This is a genomic window from Flavobacterium succinicans LMG 10402 (assembly GCF_000611675.1).
GTDB classification, from domain to species: Bacteria; Bacteroidota; Bacteroidia; order Flavobacteriales; family Flavobacteriaceae; genus Flavobacterium; species Flavobacterium succinicans.
On record NZ_JATV01000015.1, the window covers coordinates 59,676 to 83,070 of the forward strand.

At 37.0% G+C, this 23,395-nt stretch carries 13 protein-coding genes, 3 tRNA genes and 2 rRNA genes; 9 read left to right on the top strand and 9 right to left on the bottom strand.

Annotated features, from left to right (window positions below):
• The first annotated feature begins 220 nt into the window (after window positions 1–220).
• Window positions 221–994, top strand: coding sequence for an alpha/beta fold hydrolase (locus tag AO58_RS0114055; RefSeq protein WP_024982315.1), 774 nt, complete (start codon window positions 221–223; stop codon window positions 992–994).
• Between the two features lie 16 nt (window positions 995–1,010).
• Entirely contained in the window at window positions 1,011–1,631 is a 621-nt protein-coding gene (gene yihA, locus AO58_RS0114060; protein ID WP_024982316.1) for a ribosome biogenesis GTP-binding protein YihA/YsxC, read from the top strand.
• Window positions 1,632–1,694: 63 nt separating this feature from the next.
• Here the strand turns inward: yihA and AO58_RS0114065 are convergent, their stop codons facing one another.
• Window positions 1,695–2,981, bottom strand: a complete 1,287-nt coding sequence (locus tag AO58_RS0114065; RefSeq protein WP_024982317.1) for a UDP-N-acetylmuramoyl-tripeptide--D-alanyl-D-alanine ligase — start codon at window positions 2,979–2,981, stop codon at window positions 1,695–1,697.
• A gap of 67 nt (window positions 2,982–3,048) precedes the next feature.
• Window positions 3,049–4,734 (bottom strand): gliding motility lipoprotein GldJ, encoded by a 1,686-nt coding sequence (gldJ, locus tag AO58_RS0114070; RefSeq protein ID WP_024982318.1) that lies wholly within the window; start codon window positions 4,732–4,734, stop codon window positions 3,049–3,051.
• Between the two features lie 205 nt (window positions 4,735–4,939).
• On the opposite strand from gldJ, the gene porU reads away from it, so the two are divergent.
• The 5 genes from porU (at window position 4,940) to AO58_RS0114095 (ending at window position 13,388) form a co-directional block, all read left to right on the top strand.
• A complete protein-coding gene (porU, locus tag AO58_RS0114075; protein ID WP_024982319.1) occupies window positions 4,940–8,773 on the top strand; it encodes a type IX secretion system sortase PorU in 3,834 nt (1,277 codons plus the stop codon).
• 37 nt (window positions 8,774–8,810) lie between these two features.
• Entirely contained in the window at window positions 8,811–9,959 is a 1,149-nt protein-coding gene (gene porV, locus AO58_RS0114080; RefSeq protein ID WP_024982320.1) for a type IX secretion system outer membrane channel protein PorV, read from the top strand.
• A gap of 134 nt (window positions 9,960–10,093) precedes the next feature.
• Window positions 10,094–10,576 (top strand): cytidine deaminase, encoded by a 483-nt coding sequence (gene cdd, locus AO58_RS0114085; RefSeq protein WP_024982321.1) that lies wholly within the window; start codon window positions 10,094–10,096, stop codon window positions 10,574–10,576.
• A 169-nt stretch (window positions 10,577–10,745) separates the two neighbouring features.
• Window positions 10,746–11,744, top strand: a complete 999-nt coding sequence (gene pdhA, locus AO58_RS0114090) for a pyruvate dehydrogenase (acetyl-transferring) E1 component subunit alpha (protein WP_024982322.1) — start codon at window positions 10,746–10,748, stop codon at window positions 11,742–11,744.
• A gap of 6 nt (window positions 11,745–11,750) precedes the next feature.
• Entirely contained in the window at window positions 11,751–13,388 is a 1,638-nt protein-coding gene (locus AO58_RS0114095) for a dihydrolipoyl dehydrogenase family protein (protein WP_024982323.1), read from the top strand.
• Between the two features lie 57 nt (window positions 13,389–13,445).
• Here the strand turns inward: AO58_RS0114095 and AO58_RS0114100 are convergent, their stop codons facing one another.
• Window positions 13,446–14,678 carry a glycosyltransferase gene (locus AO58_RS0114100; RefSeq protein WP_024982324.1) on the bottom strand — a complete coding sequence of 411 codons (1,233 nt, stop codon included), beginning with the start codon at window positions 14,676–14,678 and terminating at the stop codon, window positions 13,446–13,448.
• Between the two features lie 111 nt (window positions 14,679–14,789).
• Between AO58_RS0114100 and AO58_RS0114105 the strand changes: the two genes are divergently transcribed.
• Together AO58_RS0114105 and AO58_RS0114110 are read left to right on the top strand one after the other, a co-directional pair.
• A complete protein-coding gene (locus AO58_RS0114105) occupies window positions 14,790–15,371 on the top strand; it encodes a MiaE family protein (protein WP_024982325.1) in 582 nt (193 codons plus the stop codon).
• Between the two features lie 23 nt (window positions 15,372–15,394).
• Entirely contained in the window at window positions 15,395–18,142 is a 2,748-nt protein-coding gene (locus AO58_RS0114110) for an AsmA family protein (protein ID WP_024982326.1), read from the top strand.
• A gap of 150 nt (window positions 18,143–18,292) precedes the next feature.
• On the opposite strand, the gene pncB is transcribed toward AO58_RS0114110, so the two are convergent.
• The 6 genes from pncB to AO58_RS0114140 all read right to left on the bottom strand — a co-directional run bounded on the left by pncB (window position 18,293) and on the right by AO58_RS0114140 (window position 23,349).
• Entirely contained in the window at window positions 18,293–19,477 is a 1,185-nt protein-coding gene (pncB, locus tag AO58_RS0114115; RefSeq protein WP_024982327.1) for a nicotinate phosphoribosyltransferase, read from the bottom strand.
• 265 nt (window positions 19,478–19,742) lie between these two features.
• Window positions 19,743–19,828 (bottom strand) — tRNA-Leu (locus AO58_RS0114120).
• A 6-nt stretch (window positions 19,829–19,834) separates the two neighbouring features.
• A tRNA-Phe gene (locus AO58_RS0114125) sits at window positions 19,835–19,907 on the bottom strand.
• A gap of 57 nt (window positions 19,908–19,964) precedes the next feature.
• A 5S ribosomal RNA gene (gene rrf / locus AO58_RS0114130) occupies window positions 19,965–20,073 on the bottom strand.
• 131 nt (window positions 20,074–20,204) lie between these two features.
• A 23S ribosomal RNA gene (locus tag AO58_RS0114135) occupies window positions 20,205–23,084 on the bottom strand.
• A gap of 191 nt (window positions 23,085–23,275) precedes the next feature.
• A tRNA-Ala gene (locus tag AO58_RS0114140) sits at window positions 23,276–23,349 on the bottom strand.
• Between the last annotated feature and the right edge of the window lie 46 nt (window positions 23,350–23,395).

Sequence of the window (23,395 nt, forward strand, 5' to 3'; positions counted from 1 at the left end):
ACACGATATCAACACCTTAAATTAGATTTCTGTATTTGTAAGAAAGTTAGGATTTGAAAAAAAATAGAACAAAAAAACTCAATAATCGATGCAGAAATAAATTATAAAAGAAAATTAAAAACAACACACTTCATTTATTTACTCAAAAAGGAGTTACAACAATTTATTTTAATTTAATTAATCCTATATTTGTCGAAATTGAAATTGAGCTACAAAATACATGGAAAAATATTACAAAATAGAAGGTAAGTATAGCTATTATGAAGCAGGGGAAGGAACGCCGATCGTAATCCTGCATGGGCTTATGGGTGGGTTAAGCAACTTTGATGCTGTAGCGCAATATTTTTCGAACAAAGGATACAAAATTATCATTCCAGATTTACCCCTCTATACCCAAAACATCTTAAAAACTAATGTAAAAAGTTTTGCGGTTTACGTAAAAAACTTCATAACCTTCAAAGGCTTAGATCGCGTTATTTTACTAGGAAATTCGTTAGGAGGACACATAGCATTGTATCATACAAAAATGTTTCCTGAAAAAGTAGCTGGCCTTGTAATTACAGGAAGCTCTGGCTTGTACGAAAGCGCCATGGGAGATAGTTATCCAAAAAGAGGCGACTATGAATACATCAAAAAGAAAGCTGAAGATGTATTTTATGATCCTAAAATTGCTACTCCTGAATTGATCGATGAAGTTTTTGCTACTGTTAACGACCGCATCAAATTAATAAAAACATTGACCATCGCCAAAAGTGCCATCCGACACAATATGGCCAAAGACTTACCAAAAATGCATGTTCAAACCTGTATTATTTGGGGAAAAAACGACAAAGTTACACCACCTGAGGTAGCTGAAGAATTTCATAAATTATTGCCCAACTCAAGTTTACATTGGATTGATAAATGCGGGCATGCTGCCATGATGGAGCACCCAGAAGAATTCAACCGCATTTTAGAAGATTGGTTATCCCATACGCATTTAGCCGCACATTAATATTATTGAGTACACTATGAAAATCAATACTGCCGAGTTTGTAATTAGTAATTCTGATGTAAGCAAATGTCCTCAAGACTTCTTACCAGAATACGCTTTTATTGGAAGATCCAACGTTGGAAAATCATCCTTGATCAACATGATCACCAATCATAAAAAACTGGCAAAAACATCTGCAAGACCAGGAAAAACACAATTAATCAATCACTTTTTAATCAACAACAACTGGTTCTTGGTTGATTTACCTGGTTATGGTTATGCGAAAGTCTCAAAAAAAACCAAATCTATTTTTCAGGAGTTTATTACTGACTATTTCGAAAAAAGAGAACAACTGGTTTGTGCCTTTGTATTAATCGACATTCGCCATGAAGCACAAACTATAGATATTGAATTCATGTCGTATATGGGAGAAAGCGAAATTCCGTTTTGCATCATTTTCACCAAAGCCGATAAGATTAGCAAAGTAAAAGTTAATGCGCACATTGCAGCATATAAAAAGAAAATGATGGCCAACAACTGGGCCGAAATGCCTCATCATTTTGTAACCTCTTCTACGGAAGGAACCGGAAAAGATGAGTTATTACAATATATTGACGAAGTGAATCAAGAAGTTTTCAAAAACAACTCACAATTTTAGCGATCACTAAAAAATAAAGATTACAAAAAACGCAACTTTAATAAGAGTTGCGTTTTTTTTATACTATAATAATTGTAATGTTTTTTCCAAAGCCATCCCTCTAGAACCTTTAATCAGCAAAGTACTTCCCACAACAGGATGCAAATTTAGGTACTCCGCAAAAGTATCAAAAGTATCAAAAAAGTAAAAACCACTTTTAGTTTTCAAATTATTCTCATAAAAAGCCTTACCAACAAAAAAACATACAACATTAGCCTCTTCTTGTAATCTTTCAACTATAGCCGAATGCTCCTTACTGCTGTCTTCTCCCAATTCGAACATATCGCCTAAAATCATAATCTTATTAGGTTTTTCTAACTGCAGAAAATTATCAATCGCCACAGCCATACTGCTAGGATTTGCATTATAAGCATCTAAAATAATTTCGTTTGAACCTTTTACAACCATTTGGGATCTGTTATTTTCAGGCACATAATTTTCTAAAGCACATTTAATATCTTCTAATGGCACTTTAAAATAGGTCCCAATCGCTATAGCCGCATTCACATTATTCGCATTATACAAACCAATTAAATGCGTAGTAATAACAATTTTTCCTAAAGCAACCTCGACAAAAGGGTTAGCACTTACAGCGCTAATATCAACATCAGCATTGGACTTATCAATACCAAAAGAAAAACTTGAAAGTGATTTTGACTTCTCGACTTGAATTTCATCTTCAAGATTGATAAAGGTCATTTTATTTGCTGTAGACAAATAAGTAAACATTTCACTTTTTCCTTCAATAACACCTTGAACCCCACCAAAACCCTCTAAATGCGCTTTTCCGAAATTGGTTATGTACCCATAATCTGGCGTGGCTAAAGAGCATAAAAATTCAATTTCCTTTTTATGATTGGCTCCCATTTCGACCACACCAATTTCCGTTTCTTTGGTAAAAGAAAGTAAGGTTAATGGAACACCTATATGATTATTCAAGTTTCCAACGGTAGCTTTAGTATTATATTTCTTGGACAACACTGCATGAATCAATTCTTTGGTTGTAGTTTTACCATTACTTCCCGTAAGAGCCACTATTGGAATTTGAAGATAATTTCTATGATATTGAGCCAAATGCTGTAATGTCACTAGACTATTTTCTACCAAAATTGTTCTTTCATCAATATAAAATGAATCATTATCAATGATTACAAATTTAGCTCCTTTTGTCAATGCTTCCTCTGCAAACGTATTAGCATCAAAATTATCGCCTTTAATGGCTACAAATAAAGAGTTGGGTAAAATCTTTCGCGTGTCAATTGAGACTGTGTCACATTGCAAAAATAAGTTATGAATGCTAGCTATATCCATAAGAAAAAGAGTTAAAACAATAAAAGCCCTATTGAAAGGGCTTTTATATTATTAATAAAACAGTATTTTAATTTCTTGGCGATCTTCTTTTTTGAGCTTTTGGCCCAACACTAGACATCGCACATCTAAAGCCGATATAATCAGTAGCCATATCTTGTGGTAAATATCTACGCTGTGCTGGATCTAACCAATAGGCTCTGTCTCTCCAAGATCCCCCTTTGTAAACGCGTACATCGTCATTAATTAAAGTAGTTCTTTTACTAGATGAATCATACTTTCTTGACATTTTACCCAAAGAATCCACTGTTACATTATGCTTTGGAGCATTGTACATTTTACGTGCTTCTTTTTCGCTTTTAGATTCTTCACCTGAATTTCCAAAATCATAAAAACGAGTCGATTGCTTATCACCATCTCTGTAGTTGATGTTATTACTTTTATCAAAGTTTTGTCTCAAGTACGTCTCATTTTCGTCAACCGGAACTTGAGCAATTTGTCCTGGATATGCTCTAGCTATAATTTTACCATTACTTAAAGTATCATATTTTATAGTTGAAGAAGTTACAATTTCAACCTTACCATCTTTACCTATTTTATTTTTAGTATATAAATTACCTCTAAAATAGTTAAAATCATTCGCTTCATTGTCAACAATAGGACGATATACATCGGCAACCCATTCGGCAACGTTACCAGCCATATCATACAAACCGAAATCATTTGCTGGGTATTTTTTTACTTCATTAGTAATATCAGCTCCATCATCTGACCAACCTGCAATTCCACCGTAATCTCCATTACCTTGTTTAAAGTTCGCCAATTGATCCCCTCTACTAGCACGTTTTCCTGAACGAGTATAGCTTCCAGACCAAGGATATTTCTTTTGACCTTTGTAAGTATTGTATTCTCTTTGTCCTACATCAGCAGCGGCAGCATACTCCCACTCTGCCTCAGTCGGCAAGCGATATTCTGGTAACAAAATCCCAGAAGAACGCTGAGCATAAACGTTTTTATGTTCTGTTACTTTTCCATCTTTCGAAGCTCTAGGCTCTTTTCTTTTGGATTTCTCTTTTAATACAATTTCTTCATTACCACCATACACAGAGGTTGGCGAAGCTAAATACGTTTCAGAACTGAAAGGGCTTTCTGCAGAAACATCAGTAACTTTGGCATTTTTCTTTAAGTAACCTGCTTTTTCAAGCATTCCTTCGTTCACACGATCCGTTCTCCATTTCGCAAACTCATTGGCTTGAATCCAATTTACTCCAACAACAGGATATTCAGCATAAGAAGGATGCCTTAAATAATTATTAGTCATCGTTTCGTTATATCCTAAACGATTTCTCCAAACCAAGGTGTCAGGAGAAGCACCTGCATAAATATTTTTATAATTTTCTTCTGTTGGAGGAAAAACCTTCTTTAACCATTCTAAATACTCTAAATACATAGAGTTAGTAACTTCGGTCTCATCCATGTAAAAAGACTGAACGTGCTGTTGTGTAGGCAAATTATTCCAATCATGCATCACATCATCTTGAACTCTACCCATTGTAAAAGTACCGCCTTCTACAAAAACTAAACCGGGGCCAGCTTGATTTTTGTTTTTAGCAACAACATTTTTTTGTCGATCTAAGTTCCAGCCTGTGGCTCTGGAGGCATTACTTGAGCTAGATTTTTTACTACAACTAGCCAATCCTGCAATTAACAAAATTGATGTAATCAATTTTAAGTTTAAAATTCTCTTTACTTTCATACTATTAATAGGTCATAATTTGGTGCCGCAATATAACAATTAAGCTTTTATTAACAACATCAATTCATAATAATTTTAACGGGCCTTTTAGTTTTGTTCCGTGCTTGAATACCAACGCAAAAATATATTTTTTATTATTAAAACCTAACCGATTTAAATTATTTTTACCCTTTACATTCGCATTATAAAATTAGTCTAGCCAAAAATGAAAAACACCATATACCTTTGGATACTTCTTATTCTCTCTTTTTCGTCGAGTGCACAGCAAACAGGCACTGTGATGATAAATTGGAGCGAAACTAAACTTATCAATTTTGGTGATTATGCACTCAAAATACCCACATTCAATGGCGAAAACTTTGAATTCGACCCTGTTAAAAGAAAATTAAAATTTAACATTTTAATTAAAGACAGTCCTCTTAATGGAGGAATAATTTTGACAAATTTTACTTATCAAAACATCAATAGTGATGATTTAGGAGATTTAGCACTCGAAAACATCCCTTTCACACCAGAAGAGAGCGTCCAAAAAATCCAATCAAGAACCTTAAATTCCTCTTTGTTATCTTTTTCCCCGATAATTAAAGACAACTTTGGCCTAAAAAAAATCACATCTTTTACCTACAAAACAACATACAATTTCAATAAAGAAACCAATCAGAACAAATCAACAGCCACTTATGCGCTCACCAATTCGGTTTTAGCAAATGGAAATTGGTACCAATTTCAAATTCAAAAGTCAGGTATCTATAAAATCAACAAAACGTTTTTACAACAACTTGGGCTTAATACAAACGCAATTGACCCTAGAAAAATAAAAATCTACGGAAACGGAGGGCAAATGATTCCATTAACCAACAACAATCAATACCCGATTGACCTCGAGGAAACACCCATAGAAGTTATTGGCGAGAGTGATGGCGTATTTAACAATGATGATTATATTCTTTTTTATGGCGAAGGTACTGATACTTGGAATGCAGAAAGCAACACTTTCAACAACTTGTATGATGACAACTCCTATTATTATATAAATGTAGACGGCAGCAATGGCAAAAGGATTACCACACTTACCCAACCTACTGGAAACGCTACATTACTGCTTTCTACGTTTGATGACACACAATTTCACGAAGTAGACAAAATCAACATCAATCAACTTGGCCGTCAATGGTATGGTGAAAAATTTGATACCAACTACGAGCAAGAATTTGAATTTCAGCTACCCAATATTGACAATTCAATTCCTGTCAAAATCAGTGTAGAAGCGGCTTCTGCAGGTTTCACAACTACCTCCTTTACTATTGCCGCCAACGCCACTTCAATTGGCACTATTAACTTTCCACCCATAACCAGCAATTCTACCCTAGCGTTTCAAACTGGAAACTTACCTTCGACCAGTACTTTCATTGGACTGGAAAACAATAAAATAAAGCTCACTTATAACAATGGCGGATTACCCAATGCTACAGGATATTTAAACTATATAAAAATAGTTGCTAAAAGAAAACTAATGGGTTACGGAAAACAGTTTCATTTTCAATATGACGCAGCATTTTCTTCTAGTGGAATCGTCGAATACACCATTTCCAATGCAACTGGCATCACACAAGTTTGGGATGTTACAGCGCTCAATTCAATTCAAAAAATCACAAATAACGGTCAAGGCAATATGAACTTCAAAGCAAACCTTGGAGAAATCAAAAAGTACATAGCCCTTGATGCCAATGATTTTTTAACGCCAAGCACATCTAAAAAAACCAAAACCGCGAACCAAAACATAAAAGGGACTCTATTCAAAAACAATCAAGGTCAATTTCAAGATATTGATTATATCATCATCAGCCCAGCATTCCTGATCAATCAGGCCGAAAAACTGGCTAACTTTCACCGAAATTATTCAACATTAAACGTAAAAGTAATCTCACTCGAGTCCATTTATCATGAGTTCTCATCTGGAAAACAAGATATAGGCGCGATTAGAAACTGTATAAAATACGTGTACGACAACGCGTCAGCACCAGAAAAAAGAGTAAAATACATCAATCTCTTTGGCGACGCTTCCTTTGACTACAAAAATAGAATTAGCAACAATACTAACATTGTTCCTATTTATCACGCCTTGCGAAGCAATGCTACAGGTGAATCATCCTTTGCTTCAGATGATTTTTATGGACTGATGGATACTAACGAAGGTAACATCACCAACACCTTTGGAGGCATCGATATTGCCGTAGGCCGGATGATTGTAAACAATACCCAACAAGCCGATGAAATGGTGCAAAAAATAATAGAGTACCACGATGCAAAATCATTTGGTAATTGGCGTAACAACTTCGTTCTTATAGCAGATGATTCAGATGTAGCCTCCGATGCTTCTTTACAAGAAAAACAAAATAATTTAGGCGACCTAATTACAGCAGAGAAACCTTTTATAAATGTTTCTAAAATCTTACTTGATTCTTACATTCAAGAAGCTTCATCCGGTGGTTTCAGATACCCAAAAGCAAGGACAGATCTATTTAATGCTTTCGAAAAAGGGGCACTAGTTTTTAACTATTTGGGACATGGTGGTGAAGACGGATTAGCAGCAGAACGAATTTGGGAAAAATCAGATGGACAAAACTTGAACAACCGATTCAAATATCCACTTTTCGTAACTATTACCTGCGAATTCTCAAGATTTGACAATCCTTTACGCTTAACCGCTGGCGAATACACTTATTGGAATCCCAAAGGCGGCGCCATAGCCATGATTACCACCATCCGCTCCATTGGACAATTCAGTGCAGAAAACTTTAATCCGTTATTAACAAAAAACTTATTGTCTTTTGGCTCCAACTCTTATGTTTCCATGGCAGAAGCGCTTCGGATTTCCAAAAACGCCAATCCAAATTCATCTACTAATGTTGTGGTTTTTATTGGTGACCCCGCTTTACAATTGGCCATTCCGAAACCAAAAATCAATTTAACCAAAGTAAACGACATCTCAGTTTCTCAACCTGTAGATGATTTTAAATCGCTATCAAAAATGAAAATTACGGGCGAAATTACAGATGAAAACAACACTCTTTTAACCAACTACAACGGCGAAATTGCCACCATAATTTCGGATAAAAAAATCACAAGAAACACCCTCAATAATGACGGCAATAGTCCCAGCATTGCGTTCGGGGTTTTGGGAGAAGCTATTTTTAGAGGAAACGCTACTGTAAAAAACGGACAATTTGAATTTAGTTTTGTAGTACCAAGAGATATTCGAATTCCAGTGGGTAACGGAAAAATTAGTTTTTATTCTAAAAAAGAAAACACACTAGAGAATCAAACCGGACACAACACCAACATTATTATTGGCGGAATTAATGAAAATGCAGCAGTAGACAATATAAGTCCAAAAGTGAAGTTATATATGAACGATGAAAATTTCGTTTCAGGCGGAACAACCAATCAATCTCCCATTTTAATAGCACAATTGGAAGACGAAAATGGAATAAATACAGCTAGCGGAATTGGTCATGACATTGTTGCTATTTTAGACGGAGACGAGAGTAATCCTTATGTCTTAAATGATTATTACGAAACCAAACTAGATGATTTCACCTCAGGCATCATAAGATTCCAGTTCCGAGATCTCGCGATTGGTCTTCACACTATAACCATCAAAGCATGGGACGTTTACAACAACCCCGTAACTACCGAAATACAATTCTTGGTTGTTGGAAACGAGTCGATTACACTTACAAACGTATTGAATTACCCCAATCCTTTTGTAAATTATACCGAATTTTGGTTTACTCATAACAAGCCTTTTGAACCGTTAGAAGTACAGGTACAAGTTATGACCGTTACAGGCAAAATAGTTTGGTCTAAAAATCAAATCATAACCACTGAGGGCTTTCTATCCAGAGAGATTACTTGGGACGGAAAAGATGATTTCGGTAGTCGCATTGGCAAAGGAGTGTATGTATATCGACTTACGGTCAAATCGACTTTGACTAACAAAAAGGCTCAAAAAATTGAAAAATTGGTCATCCTATAAATTATACTATATTTGTTCAATGATTTTTTATAAACTAATGAGAAAACTATTACTGATCTTCTTTATTGTTCTAGCAACAAACAGAACCATGGCTCAAGAACGCGCCATCACCACCGGAGTCACTTTTTTACAAATAGCTGCCGATGCTAGAGCAGCCGGAATGGGAGACATCGGAGTGGCCACCTCACCAGACACCTACTCACAACAATGGAATCCAGCCAAATATGCCTTTGCTACAGATAAGCAAGGATTCTCTGTAAGTTACACACCCTACCTAACCGATATCGTAAATGACATTTCGTTAGGACAAGTAACGTATTACAATCGTTTTAATGAAAGAAGCGCGTTTGCAGGAAGCATCAGATATTTTGGTCTTGGTGAAATAGAACTTAGAGCTGATGCGAATGACCCAGCTCGATTAGTTTCTCCTAATGAGTTTGCTATTGACGGATCATATTCCCTACAATTAAGCGACAAATTTTCCATGGCAGTCGCTGGTAGATTTATCAATTCCAATTTAAAAGTAGCATCAGACAATGGTGACGCTTCTGCTGCAAGTACTTTTGCAGTAGATATTGCAGGTTATTACCAGTCCGAAGAAATAGCATATTCAGATTATAATGGCCGCTGGAGAGGTGGTTTTAACATCCAAAACTTAGGGCCGAAAATTAGTTATGACAATGACGAATTCAGCAATAATTTTCTTCCAGCAAATTTAAAAATTGGCGGTGGTTTTGATTTCATACTAGATGATTACAATAAAGTTTCAGTCAATTTAGAATTCAACAAATTATTAGTTCCAACACCACAGTTTGAAAGTACCGATACAGCAGCAGAAGCCACTCAAAAAAGAGAAGACTATCGCAAAATAGGATGGGTTTCTGGAATTTTCAAATCGTTTGGTGATGCACCTGGAGGATTTAGCGAAGAACTAAAAGAAGTCACCTACTCCTTAGGAGTTGAATATGAATACCAAGATTCCTTTTCTTTACGCACAGGATATTTCAACGAAAGCGATCTAAAAGGAGCCAGAAAGTTTTTCGCTTTAGGCGCTGGATTCAAATACAATGTAGTCAAAGTGGACGTGTCGTATTTATTTTCTGCATCAAAAGTAAAAAACCCTTTAGAGAACACCTTACGTTTCTCCCTGACCTTTAATTTTGGGGATAAATACGAAAATTATTAAAACTATATAAAGTAACATTCGATCCAAATTTCAATAGAAAACCCTCTTGAAATTTGGATTTTTTTTCCTTAACCACAAAATAGAATAGTCAAAACCTCACTTGACATTCCTTGGAAATAAATACTTTTACACAAATGAAAGAAATAAGCATCACTACTTCATTCCAACAATTCGACAGCTTGTTAGAATTGCCTTCTGAAATTCAACACTTAATGCAAGAAGCTGTAAAAATCAGAAAAAACGCTTACGCTCCCTATTCACAATTTAGAGTTGGTGCAGCTTTACTTTTAGACAACCAAGAGATAATTTGTGGATCCAATCAAGAAAACGCAGCGTATCCATCAGGACTTTGTGCTGAACGTGTCGCTATTTTTTATGCAGGAGCCAAGTATCCTGGAGCTAAAATTACCAAAATGGCTATTACAGCCGCTTCTGATACGAACCCAACTACCGAACCCATTCCGCCTTGTGGCGCTTGTAGACAATCAATTGCTGAATACGAAATCAAACAAGATCAAGCTATTGAAATATTTTTCATGGGAGAAACTGGCGTGATTTACCAATCCGATTCATTAAAAAACCTACTCCCGTTTATGTTTAACAAAAAATTCCTATAATGAGCATAAAAACTAGTTGTTTAATTTTATTGCTTACTAGGAATGTTCTATTTTTGCATTTCGAAAATTTAGATTGAATTAGAAGTGCGTTTATCAAAAAACGTCCTTTTACAAACTTAATTTTACACCATCTCAAATAGTATTAACACTTACAAAAGAATTAATTCAGATGAAAGAAGTTACAAAAGAAGTATATTTAAAGTGGTATGAAGACATGCTTCTTTGGAGAAAGTTTGAAGACAAACTAGCGGCTCTTTACATACAACAAAAAATAAGAGGTTTTCTTCATTTGTACAATGGTCAAGAAGCCGTTTTAGCGGGAGCACTTCACGCTATGGATTTGACAAAAGACAAAATGATCACTGCTTACAGAAACCACGTACAACCTATCGGAATGGGCGTTGACCCAAGAAGAGTAATGGCCGAACTATTAGGAAAAGCTACTGGTACTTCAAAAGGCATGGGTGGTTCTATGCACATTTTCTCAAAAGAATTCCGTTTTTATGGCGGACACGGTATTGTAGGAGGACAAATTCCTCTTGGAGCTGGTTTAGCCTTTGGAGACAAATACAACAATACTGGAGGTGTTACTTTAACTTATTTCGGAGATGGTGCTGCTCGTCAAGGTTCACTTCACGAGGCTTTCAACATGGCTATGCTTTGGAAATTACCCGTAGTGTTTATCGTTGAAAACAACGGATACGCCATGGGAACTTCTGTAGAAAGAACAGCTAATCACTCTGACATCTGGAAATTAGGTTTAGGTTACGAAATGCCTTGCGGACCTGTAGACGGAATGAACCCTGTGAAAGTAGCAGAAGCAATGACAGAAGCTATCGAAAGAGCAAGACGCGGTGACGGACCAACATTCTTAGAAATGAAAACGTACCGTTACAGAGGACATTCTATGTCTGACGCTCAATTGTATCGTTCAAAAGATGAAATTGAAGAATACAAAAAAATCGACCCTATTACTCAAGTTTTAGATGTAATCTTGGATCAAAAATATGCAACTGAGGAAGAAATTGAAGTAATTGACCAACGAGTAAAAGACTTGGTTGAAGAATGCGTGAAATTCTCTGAAGAATCTCCATACCCTGAACTACAACAAATGTATGACATGGTATATGAAGAAGAAAATTATCCGTTTACCCCTCACAAATTATAATAAATTATGGCAACAATTATCACAATGCCCCGTTTGAGCGATACTATGACAGAAGGAACGGTAGCAACTTGGTTAAAAAAAGTAGGCGACAAAATAAATGAAGGCGACATTCTAGCTGAAATCGAAACAGATAAAGCAACCATGGAATTCGAGTCTTTTAATGAAGGAACACTTCTATATATTGGTATACCTGAAGGAGAAACAGCACCAATTGATTCTCTACTTGCCATCATCGGTGCAGAAGGAGAAGATGTAACAGCATTAATTGCCGGTGGAGCTGCCGCTGCCGCTCCAGCAGCAACAGAAGCTCCAAAAGAAGCAACTGTTACTCCAGCAGCAACAACTACTGCTACAGCTCTTCCAAAAGGAGTAATCGTAGTAACTATGCCACGTTTAAGCGACACTATGACCGAAGGTACAGTAGCAACATGGTTGAAAAAAGTTGGTGATACAGTAGCAGAAGGAGATATTTTAGCTGAAATCGAAACCGACAAAGCTACAATGGAATTTGAATCTTTCAATGAAGGAACTTTACTTTACATTGGAATTGAAGAAGGAAACACAGCACCAATTGATAGTCTTTTGGCTATTATTGGACCTGCAGGAACAGATATTTCTGGGGTAGCAGCTGGCTTTACTGCTGGTGGAACTACTACTTCTCCTGTAGCGACTGAAACAGCGGCTGCACCTGTAGCAACTGAAAAAAGCATTGAAACTATTCAAGAACCAAGTGCTGACGGACAAAGAATATTGGCTTCCCCTTTAGCTAAAAAATTAGCTTCAGAAAAAGGAATCCAATTATCACAAGTAAAAGGTAGTGGTGAAAATGGTCGTATCACAAAAAGTGATATCGAAAACTTTACACCTCAAGCAAGTGCTACTACTCAAGCAGCTCCGCAACAAGCTCCTGCCACTAAGACGGAAACTGTAGCAGCTCCAAAACCTTATGTTCCTGCTGGCCAAGTAGCAACAGAAGAAATTAAGAATTCGCAAATGCGAAAGATTATTGCAAAACGTTTATCAGAATCTTTGTTCACAGCACCTCATTACAATTTGGTAATTGAAGTAAGCATGGACGAAGCTATGAAATCAAGAGCCGTAATCAATACTGTGCCAGATACCAAAGTTTCTTTTAACGATATGGTTATTAAAGCAAGTGCTTTGGCATTAAAAAAACATCCAAAAATCAATTCACAATGGAAAGAGGATGCTATCACTATAAACTATCACGTAAATATTGGTGTAGCAGTAGCTGTTGAAGATGGTTTAGTTGTTCCTGTATTACCTTTTACTGACGGTATGAGTTTATCACAAATTGGTGCAAGTGTTAGAGATTTAGCAGGAAGAGCAAAAAACAAAAAATTATTACCTACTGAAATGGAAGGAAGCACTTTTACCATTTCTAATTTAGGTATGTTTGGAATTACTGAATTCAACTCTATCATCAATCAACCGAATTCAGCTATCCTTTCCGTTGGAGCAATCGTTGAAAAACCTGTAGTGAAAAATGGACAAATTGTAGTTGGTAACACTATGATGTTATCATTAGCATGTGACCATAGAACTATTGATGGAGCAACAGGCGCTCAGTTTTTACAAACATTAAAACAATACATTGAAAACCCAGTAACTATGTTAGCATAACAAAAGTTTTCTTTACTATAGAAATCCCGTTTTGAAAAGTTCAAAGCGGGATTTTTTTTACTTATTCTTGGCTTCAATCCACTTGGACATATATTTTGTGCTGGCGAGCGTATGATGTTGCAAAAGAGCACCGTAAAAATTATTCAACCGATGCTCCTCAATGGTAGAAAACAAATACTGCAATCGCTCTACAAAAATACTTTCAAAAAGCCCTTTTTGATATCTTTGATTCAGGATAGCAAACCCATTTTGTTGTGATGTAAGCCAGCTGGATTTATCAGTATACAATTGCACTGCTGCATCCACAAAATCCTCTACAGCATCATTAACAAAACCATTCCACGGCAAATCTCCCTGCATAGATTCTGCACCAATAGAAGTTGTTACACTAGGCGTACCTGTTTGCATTGCTTCCAATAATTTTCCTTTTATACCCGCTCCAAAACGCAAAGGAGCCAAAACTACTTTTGATTGTTGAACTACTTTCTGAGCGTCTTCAGCACGTCCCATAATAAAAAAATTCATTTTAGGATGATGTAATTGTAGCACTTTTTGAGAAGGATATGCTCCGTAAATTTTTAACGTTGCGTTCGGTAATTTTTGAAGAATTTTAGGCCAAATCGTCTCTTTCAAATATTGAACGGCATTCCAATTAGGCTCATGAAGAAAATTACCGATAAAAACGAAACCATCTCGTTCTTCAAACGAAGGCAATTCATTTACAAAAGAAGCTTCGAATGCATCCGAAAGAATGGGTAAATAAAACAACAAAGAAGCATCTATTTTAAAAACAATCTGCAGAACATCCATTTCAAATTCGGACACCATTAAAGTCAAATCACATCTTAAAATGCTTGCAACTTCTCGTTTTGCAACTTCTTCAACCAATAAATCTTCGAGAGAAAACGGTCTGTTTTGTTTAAAAGCTTTTTGTCTGGCCAATCGCAAACAATGCAAATCTTCAGTATCTAAAATTCTAATCGCATTAGGACAATTTTCAATAACTCGCCACCCAAACTGTTCTTCAATCATAAATCGATCAAACAAAACCACAGTGGGCTGTAAAGACCCTACAAACTCATCAAAACTAGAATCATTTAGCTTTATAGCAACTTTATCAATACCAAACTCTGATAAATCAATCATAAAATCACTATCCTGTGCAGCACTAGCGAAAGTTACTTCATAACCTTGCTTTTGAAACAAACCAATGAGTTGCATCATTCTACTTCCCGCAGCCGAAGAATTAGGCTCTGGCCAAACAAAACCAATTACCAATAGTTTTTTCATATCAAATTAATTGAGGGTACAAAATAATACTATTTCATTCTGATTCTAGCTTTTTGAAAGAAAAATCAAAACTAAAAAGCTAAATTTGCAGTCAATAAATTGAAGAATATCATGTTAGGATTAAAATTAGCGACAGACCCTCGCTGGGTTACCATAGTTGAGTCAAATATTAAAGAAATTCTTACAGATCATGCTTGGTGCGAACAAAAAGCGGCTTCCAATGCCATATATATTATCATTAACAATTCGGAAAAAGAAGAATTGGTAACCGAAATGACCAAAATCGCTTTAGAAGAAATGGAACATTTTCAAATGGTACACAACATTATCAAAGAAAAAGGATTAACGTTAGGCAGAGAAAGAAAAGACAATTATGTTAATGACTTAGTTAAGTTTGCTAAAAAAGACGGTAGCCGTAACGATGCTTTGGTTGAACGTTTATTATTTGCAGCCATGATCGAAGCCAGAAGTTGTGAGCGCTTTAGAGTCCTTTCTAAAAACATTAAAGATCAAGAATTAGCCAAATTCTACCATGAACTCATGATTAGTGAAGCCGGGCATTATACAACTTTCTTAAAATTCGCCAAACTATATACCGAAAAAATAGATGTCGACCAACGCTGGCAAGAATGGATCGACTATGAAAGTTCTATTATTGGAAACTACGGAAAATCAGAAACAGTGCACGGTTAATTTTAACTATAAATACAACAACAATGAACAAAAAAACACTCATCATCAAAATACTAAAATTTTCAGGGATTGGGATCTTCACTTTATTGTTGTGTATGTTTCTTACCCCCATTATTTTTTCTGATACAATAAAAGAAGAAGTAAAAAAATATGCCAACACCAAACTTGAAGGTGAACTGAATTACGGAGACGCTAATCTATCGTTTTTTAAACATTTTCCATCATTGACATTGACTTTAAACGATGTCAATTTAAATGGTTCCATCCCTTTTGAAAAAGAAAAATTTGTATCTGCCAAAGAAATCGCTTTTGGCATCGATGTAACAAGTTTACTTTTTGGGAAAGCAGTAGACATTGACCAAATTATTATAACCGAAGGAAACATCAATGTAAAAGTGGATAAAAATGGTCAAGCCAATTACAATGTGTACAAAGGAAATGAAGAAACACCTAAAAAAGATGAAGAGGAAAGCAATACCGCTTTACAACTTGAAAAAATTGAAATCCTCAACAGCAAAGTAGTTTATGATGACCAGTCAACGGCAATTCATCTTGATTTATTTGATTTTAATTATACTGGAAAAGGGGATTTAAGTTCGGATCTATTTGATTTATACTCTAAAGTCGATATTTCTAAAATGAATTTCATCTACGAAAACGAACCGTATTTGATGAATAAAAAAGTGGCTGGAGATTTAATTACTAGGGTTAATGTAAATTCATTGTCATTTGTTTTCGAACAAAATAACCTAAACATCAATAAGCTTTTAGTTGATTTTAAAGGAAAATTTGATTTTCTAAAAGACGGATACAATATTGATTTTAACATTAAATCTAACGATAGCGAACTCTATGATTTGATTAATGCTTTTCCTCCTAAATTTATCACTTGGCTAGAAAAAACAGAAATTAAAGGAAAAACCGACCTGCTTTTAACCCTAAAAGGAAAATACATTGCTTCTCAAAAAATAGCACCAGACTTACATTTAGACTTAAAAATAAAAGACGGTTTTGTAAACTACAACAAAAGTAAATTTCCTGTTTCTAATTTAAACTTAGATTTTAACGCAAAACTACAATCTCTTGACCCAAACCAATTAGTATTGGATGTAAATGGTATTTCTTTAAATATTGAGAAAGAATATTTAAAAGCAAAATGGCACTCTAAAGGAGTGGAAAACATTGAACTGAATGGAGAATTATTCAGTTTCATTGATTTAGAAAAACTAAATAATGCATTAGGAATTCCGAATCTAACCGTAAAAGGGCTTTTAACTGGAAAAGGAACAATGAATGGAACTTTCAATGCGAAAAATAATCGTTTTCCCATAGCTGATATTGCTTTGGAGCTTAAAAATGGTTTTATTCAAACAGAATATTATCCCAATCCAATAACCAACATCAATTGTAATGCTACTATAAAAAATCAAAAAGGGTCAATAGATGATTTGAAAGTAAAATTACAACCTGCTAGTTTCACTTTTGAACAAGAACCCTTTACAGTTGAAGCCAACTTAGAAAACTTCAAAGATTTAACTTACGATATAAAAGCTAAAGGAGTTTTAAATATCAGCAAAATATACAAAGTCTTTTCACAAAAAGGATTAGATGTCGATGGCTATATTAAAACGGACTTAGCGCTTAAAGGCAAACAAAGTGATGCTGAAAAAGGAAATTACAGCAAATTAAATAGTAAAGGAACGCTTGAAATAAGAAATATAGAAGTAGCCTCTACTTATCTTCCAAAAAAACTTTTAATCAAAGAAGGGATATTCAAATTCAATCAAGACAAAATGTCCTTCAATACCTTCATAGCTAGTTACAGTCAATCCGATTTTAAGTTAAATGGTTACTTAAAAAATGTGTTTAACTTTCTAAGCCCAAGAAAAGGGACACTTAAAGGTGCTTTTACTTTGCAATCAAAGTTCATTAATGCGGATGAATTTATGAGTTCAGAAACAACTAATACAGCTGCTGCAAACTCAACTAAAGAGAACCCTACTAAGTCAACAACTAGTACTGGAGTCATAATTATACCTAAAAATCTTGATTTGCAATTCAAAGCCATTGCTCAAAAAGTAGATTTTCAAGAATTACATCTTACTAAAGCCAATGGAAATTTGAAAATAAAAAATGGTAAATTATACCTTCAAAACACCAATTTCAACCTTATTGGATGCCAAGTAGGAATGAATGCACTATACGAAAGCTTAACTGCTAAAAAAGCACTATTTGAATACCAAATTAAAGCCACAGATTTTGATATTAAAAGAGCTTATAAAGAAGTTAAAATTTTTCGAGAAATGGCAAGTGCCGCAGAAAAAGCACAAGGAATAGTTTCTTTAGACTACAAACTTAAAGGCCGTTTAAACTCAAATATGGAGCCAGTATTCCCATCATTAGTAGGGAACGGAGTTTTATCCGTAAAAGACATTAAACTCTATGGAATGAAAATGTTTAATGTAGTTGGAAGCCAAACCAATCACGATAAAATGAAGAATCCTGAGCTTTCTAAAGTTGACATTAAAAGTTCGATTAAAAATAACATTATGACCATCGAACGTTTCAAATTCAAATTCGCAGGCTTTAGACCAAGAATAGAAGGAACCACAAGTTTGGATGGTAGACTAAATCTAAAAATGAGATTGGGACTTCCTCCATTGGGAATATTTGGAATACCAATAACCGTTACTGGTAATAAAGACAATCCAAAAATAAAAATTGGCAAAGAAACCCAGGAACTTGAATCTACTGAGGACAAAGAGGATTAAAAGAATAGAAACGCTACTGTAATCACAGTAGCGTTTCTATTCTTTTATTAAGTCTTCAGATTGCTTACCTATAAGTACCCTACTTCACTAAGTCATCAAAATAAAATAACTGCATAAATTAAGTTGCTACACTAATTAATTGATCGCACCTTACTCAATCACTAAGGAACGCTTGACAACATCGACCGCTTCTAGTGTACCCGTATGCTTCATGGAAACATCAGACAATTTAACAGCATCAATCCACCCCCAATTACCTTGTAAAACTTTAGTAAGTTTAATAACAATATTCATCGGTTTAACACCAACATCGTTCGATAAATTAGTACCAACACCGAATGAAAACCCAATTTTATTTTTACAATAGGCTGTAATTTTTGCTACTTTCTCATAATTAAGTCCATCCGAAAAAATTATAGTCTTAGTCAGTGGATTAATCCCTAGATCACGATAATGATTAATAATCTTAGCCGCAAAAACAACCGGATCGCCACTATCATGACGAACTCCATCAAACAACTTTGCGTATTTCTTATCAAAATCCCTTAAAAAGACATCTGTAGTAAATGTATCCGTTAGAGCAATTCCTAAATCACCTTGATACACTGTTGTCCAGTTTTGCAATGCAGAAATATTAGCAGACTTATACCCAAAAACCGCACCATGAAACATAAACCATTCATGAGCATGCGTACCGATAGGTTTAGTTCCATTCAAATATGACAAATAAACATTACTAGTCCCAACGAAATTAGGCAAACCACAAACATTCGAAGTATGTACCACTATTTGATGAACTTCATAAGAATAACGACGTCTAGAACCAAAATCAGCAATAGTGATTCCAAGTTCAGAATACTTCTTCATTTTATCTTGTACTACCTGAACTACTTCTTCATTCGTTTGTCTCGACTTACCCGTCAACTTATAATACAGTTCACATATCAGAGCCATCAAAGGAACTTCCCACAAAATAGTGCGGTACCACATACCCTCTATATAAACTTGTAAGTCACCTCCTTTTTGCTCTACAGTTATTTCAGAAGGGTCATACCGATAACCTTGCAAAAAATCCAAATAAGTACGTTTTAAGTAAGGACACGCATTGATCAAAAAGGCTTTCTCATCATCACTTAACTGTAACCTACTCATCTCTAGAATAGCACTTTTCAGAACCGTCGCAAAACCTTCTGGAAATACATGTTTACCTCTATTTATAAATTGATACCTAACACAAGACTCAGGAAACAATTGAAAAACGGCCTGCTGCATCGTGAATTTATAGAAATCATTATCTAAAATTGATTCAAAAGTAACTAAAGAGCTATCTGACATAATGTTATATTTGTAGAAAGTTACAAAATAAATCACAAAAGGTAGTAATTACAACAAAAACTTGTGATCATCTGTAACCCCCACAAGAGTCATTATCATCCCACATGGTTCCCGCTATCCTCTAAATCTTGCTTGGGCTTTATTCGCCCAAGCAAGGATACCGCTGCTATCGGGGTTAAGGAGTTACAATGGGCCTATTTATAGGCATTGTTACAACCAAAAAACTCCATTAGAGGTTCTCTAATGGAGTTTTTTTTTGTTTTTGTACTCAGAGCGGGACTTGAACCCGCACGAACATTGCTGTTCACTGGATTTTAAGTCCAGCGTGTCTACCAATTTCACCATCCGAGCAATTAGTGGTACCTCCAGGGATCGAACCAGGGACACATGGATTTTCAGTCCATTGCTCTACCATCTGAGCTAAGGTACCCTACTTTTAGGAGTAGTTATAAAAAAACCCTTCACTTTTGATGAAGGGTTTTCTAAAGAAAGGCGGCGACATACTCTCCCACAAATTGCAGTACCATCTGCGCAGGCGGGCTTAACTTCTCTGTTCGGAATGGGAAGAGGTGAGCCCCGCCGCAATAACCACCTTAAGGTCGTTTTGCAATGGGTAACCAGTTGGAACTGATTAACATTACATAATATCTTAACATACTGAGATAAAGAATATAAAAAGTGTATTAGAAAGTTCTCTCCCGAGAGCTTTCGCTCTCGGGAAAAAGGTGTACATAAGCTTACGGGTTATTAGTACTACTCGACTATGACATTACTGCCTTTACATCTATAGCCTATCAACGTGGTCATCTCCCACGACCCTTAAAAGAAATCTCATCTTGTGGTGGGTTTCGCGCTTATATGCTTTCAGCGCTTATCCCTTCCAAACGTAGCTACTCTGCGGTGCCCCTGGCGGGACAACAGATACACTAGAGGTTTGTCCAATTCGGTCCTCTCGTACTAGAATCAGATCCACTCAAATTTCTAACGCCCACAGTAGATAGAGACCGAACTGTCTCACGACGTTCTGAACCCAGCTCGCGTGCCACTTTAATGGGCGAACAGCCCAACCCTTGGGACCTTCTCCAGCCCCAGGATGTGACGAGCCGACATCGAGGTGCCAAACCCCCCCGTCGATATGAGCTCTTGGGGGAGATCAGCCTGTTATCCCCGGCGTACCTTTTATCCTTTGAGCGATGGCCCTTCCATGCGGAACCACCGGATCACTATGCTCTACTTTCGTACCTGATCGACCTGTATGTCTCTCAGTCAAGCTCCCTTATGCCATTGCACTCTTCGCACGGTTACCAAGCGTACTGAGGGAACCTTTAGAAGCCTCCGTTACTCTTTTGGAGGCGACCACCCCAGTCAAACTACCCACCAAGCAATGTCCTCTCTATCGAGAGTTAGGCCTCAGATAAACAAAGGGTTGTATTTCAACAATGACTCCACAACGCCTAGCGACGCCACTTCACAGTCTCCAACCTATCCTACACATCATTTATCCAAGGTCAATACTAAGCTATAGTAAAGGTGCACAGGGTCTTTTCGTCCCACTGCGGGTAAACGGCATCTTCACCGTTACTACAATTTCACCGAGCTCATGGCTGAGACAGTGTCCAGATCGTTACACCATTCGTGCAGGTCGGAACTTACCCGACAAGGAATTTCGCTACCTTAGGACCGTTATAGTTACGGCCGCCGTTTACTGGGGCTTCAATTCAATGCTTCTCCGAAGATAACATCTCCTCTTAACCTTCCAGCACCGGGCAGGTGTCAGGCCCTATACTTCATCTTACGATTTTGCAGAGCCCTGTGTTTTTGATAAACAGTCGCCTGGACCTCTTCACTGCGGCCCCGATTACTCGGGGCGACCCTTCTCCCGAAGTTACGGGTCTATTTTGCCTAATTCCTTAGCCATGAATCTCTCGAGCACCTTAGGATTCTCTCCTCGACTACCTGTGTCGGTTTACGGTACGGGTACTAATTACCTGAAGTTTAGAGGTTTTTCTTGGAAGCCCTTAGGCGCACTATCTCTTTGACCGAAGTCTCCGAGTACTATCGTATTTCCCCAAGCCGCGTGGATTTGCCTGCGCAGCTTATAGGTAGGTACTTCAACGAACTATTCCGTCAGTTCGCGGCGCTTTCATCACTCCGTCACCCCATCACAGTAATCAGTAGTACGGGAATATTAACCCGTTGGCCATCGACTGTCCCTTTCGGGTTCGCCTTAGGTCCCGACTAACCCACAGCTGATTAGCATAGCTGTGGAAACCTTAGTCTTTCGGTGTGCGGGTTTCTCGCCCGCATTATCGTTACTTATGCCTACATTTTCTTTTCTAACCAGTCCAGCATGCCTTACGACACACCTTCAACCCTGTTAGAATGCTCCCCTACCACTTACAATTGCTTGTAAATCCATAGCTTCGGTAATATGTTTATGCCCGATTATTATCCATGCTCGTCCGCTCGACTAGTGAGCTGTTACGCACTCTTTAAATGAATGGCTGCTTCCAAGCCAACATCCTAGCTGTCTGGGCAGACAAACCTCGTTCTTTCAACTTAACATATATTTGGGGACCTTAGCTGATGGTCTGGGTTCTTTCCCTCTCGGACTTGGACCTTAGCACCCAAGCCCTCACTGTTATCAATCATTATATAGCATTCGGAGTTTGTCAGGAATTGGTAGGCGGTGAAGCCCCCGCATCCAATCAGTAGCTCTACCTCTATATAACTAAAATAACGCTGCACCTAAATGCATTTCGGGGAGTACGAGCTATTTCCGAGTTTGATTGGCCTTTCACCCCTACCCACAGGTCATCCGAAGACTTTTCAACGTCAACCGGTTCGGACCTCCACACTGTGTTACCAGCGCTTCATCCTGCCCATGGGTAGATCACACGGTTTCGCGTCTAACACTACTGACTAAAGCGCCCTATTCAGACTCGCTTTCGCTACGGATCCGTGGCTTAACCACTTATCCTTGCCAGCAACGTTAACTCGTAGGCTCATTATGCAAAAGGCACGCCGTCACCCCACGAAAGGGCTCCGACCGCTTGTAAGCGTATGGTTTCAGGATCTATTTCACTCCGTTATTCACGGTTCTTTTCACCTTTCCCTCACGGTACTGGTTCACTATCGGTCTCTCAGGAGTATTTAGCCTTAGCGGATGGTCCCGCCAAATTCAGACAGGGTTTCACGTGCCCCGCCCTACTCAGGATACCACTATCCTTTACATTCATTACTTATACAGGGCTATCACCTTCTTTGGCTCTACTTTCCAGTAGATTCTAATTCTTTATGCAAGAAATCTCGTGGTCCTACAACCCCAACATTGCCGTAACAACATTGGTTTGGGCTAATCCGCGTTCGCTCGCCACTACTTACGGAATCACTTTTGTTTTCTTCTCCTCCGCCTACTTAGATGTTTCAGTTCAGCGGGTTTGCCCACCTATCGGTGTACTATGTCTTCAACATAGTGGGTTGCCCCATTCAGGTATCTACGGATCAATTCGTGTGTGCCAATCCCCGTAGCTTTTCGCAGCTTATCACGCCTTTCTTCGCCTCTGAGAGCCTAGGCATCCCCCATACGCCCTTATTTTGCTTATTGTACCAATCATAAAATTAATTATGACCGTTTTTTTTCGCTTTCTCTAATAAATCAGAGAAAACTGCTTTCTACTTTTTATTATTTCTTATCTCAATATGTCAATGAACTTTAAATAAGTATTAAGTATTCTGTATTAAGTACTAAGACCTTATTGTCTTAATTCTTGATACTATCATCTTGATACTATCTTGTGGAGAATAACGGAGTCGAACCGTTGACCTCCTGCGTGCAAGGCAGGCGCTCTAGCCAGCTGAGCTAATCCCCCATTTCTTGTAAAATTCCAAATTTTTAAATTCCAAATTCCAAAAAAA

Coding starts and splice junctions, on each gene's coding strand:
- AO58_RS0114055 (WP_024982315.1), top strand. CDS start 221: ATGGAAAAATATTACAAAATAGAAGGTAAGTATAGCTATTATGAAGCA.
- yihA (WP_024982316.1), top strand. CDS start 1,011: ATGAAAATCAATACTGCCGAGTTTGTAATTAGTAATTCTGATGTAAGC.
- AO58_RS0114065 (WP_024982317.1), bottom strand. CDS start 2,981: ATGGATATAGCTAGCATTCATAACTTATTTTTGCAATGTGACACAGTC.
- gldJ (WP_024982318.1), bottom strand. CDS start 4,734: ATGAAAGTAAAGAGAATTTTAAACTTAAAATTGATTACATCAATTTTG.
- porU (WP_024982319.1), top strand. CDS start 4,940: ATGAAAAACACCATATACCTTTGGATACTTCTTATTCTCTCTTTTTCG.
- porV (WP_024982320.1), top strand. CDS start 8,811: ATGAGAAAACTATTACTGATCTTCTTTATTGTTCTAGCAACAAACAGA.
- cdd (WP_024982321.1), top strand. CDS start 10,094: ATGAAAGAAATAAGCATCACTACTTCATTCCAACAATTCGACAGCTTG.
- pdhA (WP_024982322.1), top strand. CDS start 10,746: ATGAAAGAAGTTACAAAAGAAGTATATTTAAAGTGGTATGAAGACATG.
- AO58_RS0114095 (WP_024982323.1), top strand. CDS start 11,751: ATGGCAACAATTATCACAATGCCCCGTTTGAGCGATACTATGACAGAA.
- AO58_RS0114100 (WP_024982324.1), bottom strand. CDS start 14,678: ATGAAAAAACTATTGGTAATTGGTTTTGTTTGGCCAGAGCCTAATTCT.
- AO58_RS0114105 (WP_024982325.1), top strand. CDS start 14,790: ATGTTAGGATTAAAATTAGCGACAGACCCTCGCTGGGTTACCATAGTT.
- AO58_RS0114110 (WP_024982326.1), top strand. CDS start 15,395: ATGAACAAAAAAACACTCATCATCAAAATACTAAAATTTTCAGGGATT.
- pncB (WP_024982327.1), bottom strand. CDS start 19,477: ATGTCAGATAGCTCTTTAGTTACTTTTGAATCAATTTTAGATAATGAT.